Source organism: Microbacterium sp. (assembly GCF_011620715.1).
Classification (GTDB): Bacteria; Actinomycetota; Actinomycetes; order Actinomycetales; family Microbacteriaceae; genus Microbacterium.
On the sequence record NZ_WOYP01000113.1, the window covers coordinates 1 to 4,493 of the forward strand.

Consider the following 4,493-nt stretch of genomic DNA (forward strand, 5'->3'; position numbering starts at 1 on the left):
GCGCGGCATCCGTTTCGCCCTACCCCGCCAGGATGCTGATCAGTGTGTAGACGGCGAGCACGGCGACCGCCAAACCGACGATGAGGTCGGTCCAGGTCGCGAGGTTCTCCTTCGCATTCTTGTCCTTCTTGGCCACATGCATGATGCCGGCGATCAGCATGAAAACACCACCCGCGAGGCCGACGGGCAGCGCCCATCCGGGCACGAGCGCGAACAGCCCCGCCAATCCCATCGCGACATTGGCCGTGCCGAGTTCGGCGGTGAGCTGGCGCTCCGCGACACTCGGCGCGGTCGACCCGAGGATCTCTGCGGTGTTCGCTTTGCCCGAGACCTGCACTATGCCGGCCAACAACAGCCGCGTTCCCACGCCCCAGAACACCCACCATTTGCCGAAGACCAGCACCGGATCACCGCCGACCACCGCCAGCTCGACAATCCCCGACACGATCGGCAGCCCCACGGTCTGCAGCAACACGACGATGTAATAGCCCACGGCACGCCCCTCCCGAACGCCAGCGACACTTCACGGTAGCGAAACCACGCCTCAAGGCCCAGGGCGAATCGCACCGTCCGCGCGGTCTGATCCCTCACGTATCAGCACCGGCCCGGTCGGCTCCTTCTCGGTGACCGCTACCCAAAGACCGGGCGGAAGGATGCGCAATGTCCGATCACATCTACACCTCCCCCCTCATCCGCGACGCCATCGTCATCGACGGGGAGGTCGAGAGAATCTGCCGCACCTACGCCGGAGACGGGCCGGTCTTCCTTCTCGCGCGTGAGGTGAAGCTCGCGAAAGACCTGCGGGTGACCGAGCGGCCGATCGTGATCGTCGCCGACGTGTTCGACGGGGCGGGCTTCTCGATCGATGCGTCCGGTGCACCGGCTCCCGCCGGAGGTGCCCACGGGCAGAACGGCATTCCGCTGCCGATATCGCAGATGTACTCGCACGACGGCCGACCGATCGCCGGCGGAAGTCACGGACAGAGTGGCACCGCCGGCCTGAACGGCGGCAACGGACAGAGCGTCACGATCTACGCCCGCCGCACGGTCGGCGCCAACATCTCGGTCGCGGGCGGCAATGCCAGCAGCGGCGGGAACGGCGGCAACGGCACGGCAGGGGCGAACGGCGCCCAGATCGCAGCGCACACCGAACAGCGCGACCTCACTCCCGACGACCCGTTCGACTTCGAGTTCGAAGAAATCCAGATCCCCGAACAGATCATCGACGGTACCCCCGGTGGCGACGGCGGCTGGGGCGGCAACGGCGGGTCGGGCGGCAACGGCGGCGCGATCTCTTTCACGTCCATCTCTGACGACAGCGAGCCCGTCTTCACGACCGCCGGGGGCGCGCCCGGCGGGGGCGGGGCCGCGGGGGCCGCGGGCCTCGACGGCGCGGTGAGCCCCAGCGCGGCATCCCCAGGCCAGGACGGCACACCCGGCGTGTGGGGAGCGGAGGGCACCGTGGCCCGGGCGACAGTCTCTGAGGAGGACTTCATCGCCGGCTTGCGTCCCCTGCTCGATTCGACCGGACCATCGTGGGCCAACTACTGGGCGCCCTTCCGTATCGCCATGGGCGACTATCACTATCACCAGTTCAATCCGAGCGCCGACGATCCCGGCGATGCGGGTGAGCGTGCCGCCCTCGAGCTGCGGCGCGGTCTCGAACTGCAGGCCGACAACGGCTACGCCCTGCGGCTGCAGGACCAGCTCGTGGGCATTGCACACGACGCCCCGAACGGCGAGCGCGTGTGGGTCGGTGGCGGCGCGAACGCGGTCGGCCTCTCGCCCGACCTGGACATCCTGCCCGACTTCCAGACCTACATCGACGCCTTCCAGGGTTTCGCACCGTTGACCACCGCATTCCTGCTCGCCGGCATCGACCACGTCTTCGACGCGGGCACGAAGGACACGCTTGCGCAGATGGTGCGTGAGCAGCAGAAATCGGTGGACCTGGCACGGGACCGCTTCGAGAAGGACGTGAGCATCGGGACGTCGGAGCGGGACATCGCGGTCAAGGAGGCCGAGTTCATCCAGCAGCAGCTCGACCAGGCGACCGTCGACCTCAACGAGGCGATGGCAGAGATGGAGGAGAAGCCCTTCAGCCTCGGCGCATTCTTCGGCACCGTCGCGCAGGTCGCGGGCGCCGTGGTCGGAGTCATCGCGGCGATTCCGACCGCGGGGGCGAGCCTCGTCGCCGTGGTCCCATCGATGGTGAGCCTCGCGAATACCGTGCTCGCCCAAGCAGACCCCGCGCTGCAGAACGTGCTCGCCGGCAAGCCCGCCGACCTCGAGAAGATCAAGGACGCCTACAAGAAGGTCGGGAAGGACATCGACGCGGTCATCGGCGCGGGCAAGACGATCGTCAATTTCGTGAACCTGGTCCAGAGCCTGACGACACCACCGGATGCCGACAACGCCAAGGAGGTCGCGCTCGTACGCCGTGGCGCGGAGCTCGCGCACCAGCTGCTGATTGCGCATAACCGGGTGACCCTCGCCGATCAGCGCATCGCCGCGTCGCAGTCTCAGGCGACCCGCGCGGCGGAACTCGTGCAGCAGGCCGAAGCGCTCGCAGACAGCGTCGCGGTCGACGCGGAGTCGGTTCGACAAGTCGGGCTGCTCGCGATCAGCATCGCGTCGTCCAACGCCTCGGCGCTGAACAGCATGTCGTTCCGGGCGGCGCGCGCCGCCGAGATCCTCACGCTCGAGCCGCAGGCAGACAACATCGCCCTGGATGCCGGCATGCTCAGCCCCGAGATCTGGCTGCGCTACAGCGAGAAGGCGATCACCGACACCGAACTGGCCGGCATGCTGACGGCATCCTGGGGTCGCATACTGCAGCCTCTCGGCATCCAGCAGGACTACCTCGCCTACTTCCAGCAGCGCCACGACCAGGACGTGCTGAGCCGGATCTACCGCCCGGGCGACCCCGAGTTCGCCTCGCTCCTGGAGACCGGACGCTTCGACTTCGAGGTGGATGCCGCCCGCATCCCGCCCGGACGCGCCGATGCGAAGACCCGCAGCGTCCGCCTCGCGCTCGTGGGCGCTGAGCACCCGAGCGGCGGCATCTCATGCGAGGTCAGGCACGGTGGGGCGTACTCGCAGAGGCGCTCGAACGGCGACATCCACGTGCAGCTGCTCGAACCGCAGATCAGCACGCGGCGCGCACAGTTCACGCGCCTGACGGCAGAAGGCGACTCCGTCGCCGCCGACGTGGCGCTGACCGCTCCGCTGTCCCTGCGCTTCTGGGGCCGTGGGATCGGCGGCGACTGGTCGGTCTCGGTCGTCGGGGCGCGGGAGAACGCAGGCATCGATCTGTCGGGCATGACCGAGATCCAGGTCGAGATCCGCTACCAGTTCGTGCGCTGAGGGTCGCCTCCGGCATCCGACGTCGGCATGTCCACAGCGACTGCGGAACGCATTCGGGTGACTCTTGTCACACACGCGCGATGAGCGCTCTGCGCGGATCCCTGCTCAGGACGAGTCGGCCGCCGGGTCGATCAGCACCACGACTTGCCGAGGACGCGACCGGTCCCTGGTCCTGCAGATGGGTGACGGCTGCTGCGCCGCGAGCTCGTGAAGCCCCGGCTCGTGGAAGATCGCATTCACGATTGTGACGGAAGCGGTTGATCCCGCCCGAGCTCGCTCGCTCCCCTCGAATCACCGGAAGTCCCGCGACCTATGCCCGACGCCGACCCGCAGATCTTCGAACCGATCGGCCAGAAGGTTCGTGACTCCCTCGACCGAGCGCTCCAGCATCCCTCGCACGATCAGCGCCGGGGCGTCGCGCACGACCCGGCGGTATCTGTTCCACACCCCGACCGAGCAGATCACGTTCACGAGGCCGTGCTCGTCTTCGAGGTTGATGAATGTGATTCCGGATGCCGTCGCCGGCCGTTGCCGGTGGGTGACCAGCCCCGCAACCTCGACGCGGCGCCCTTCCTCATGGGTGCGCACCTCGTTCGAGGTGAGCACCCCGCGGGCATCGAGTCCGGCACGATAGTGGGTCATGGGGTGATCGTCGGTGGAGATGCCGGTCGCCCACAGGTCGCTCGCGAGCCGCTCGTAGCTCGTCGGATCGGTGAACAGCGGCGGCTGCACGAACGCGAGCGAATCGGGGAGGAACTCGGCGCGATCCTGCGCGGCCGACCCGGCGAGCCAGATCGCCTCGCGGCGGCTGAGACCGAGGCACTCGAAGGCGCCGGCGGTGGCGAGCGCCTCGAGCTGCGCCTGCGTGACTCCGGCGCGGCGCACCAGGTCGCGCAGGTCGCGGTACGCCCCGCCGCTCTCGCGCTCGGCGACGATGCGGTCGGCGACGGCCTCGCCGATGCCCTTCACCGCCGCGAGCCCCAGCCGCACCGCGAACCGCCCGTCGCGCCGGTGGGCGGCGGACTCGTCGGGTTCGGTGCGGTCGAAGAGGCCCACGGGCGGCTGGATGCGGTGGGTGCAGGAGTCGAGACCGGTCGGGCCGGCGCCGGCAGGGGGTCTCGATACGC

The 4,493-nt window shown here is 68.8% G+C and carries 3 protein-coding genes; 1 reads left to right on the forward strand and 2 read right to left on the reverse strand.

What is annotated here, in order from left to right:
* Window positions 1-19: 19 nt before the first annotated feature.
* The gene (locus tag QZV84_RS10745) at window positions 20-493 is read right to left on the reverse strand and encodes a hypothetical protein (protein ID WP_292829298.1); all 474 of its coding nucleotides are present in this window, start codon (window positions 491-493) and stop codon (window positions 20-22) included.
* A gap of 167 nt (window positions 494-660) precedes the next feature.
* Here QZV84_RS10745 and QZV84_RS10750 point away from each other — a divergent pair, with 167 nt between their 5' ends.
* Window positions 661-3,366, forward strand: a complete 2,706-nt coding sequence (locus QZV84_RS10750) for a hypothetical protein (protein ID WP_292829300.1) — start codon at window positions 661-663, stop codon at window positions 3,364-3,366.
* 291 nt (window positions 3,367-3,657) lie between these two features.
* On the opposite strand, the gene QZV84_RS10755 is transcribed toward QZV84_RS10750, so the two are convergent.
* Window positions 3,658-4,493: helix-hairpin-helix domain-containing protein (locus QZV84_RS10755; protein WP_292829302.1), on the reverse strand; the 836-nt coding region annotated here is incomplete at its 5' end.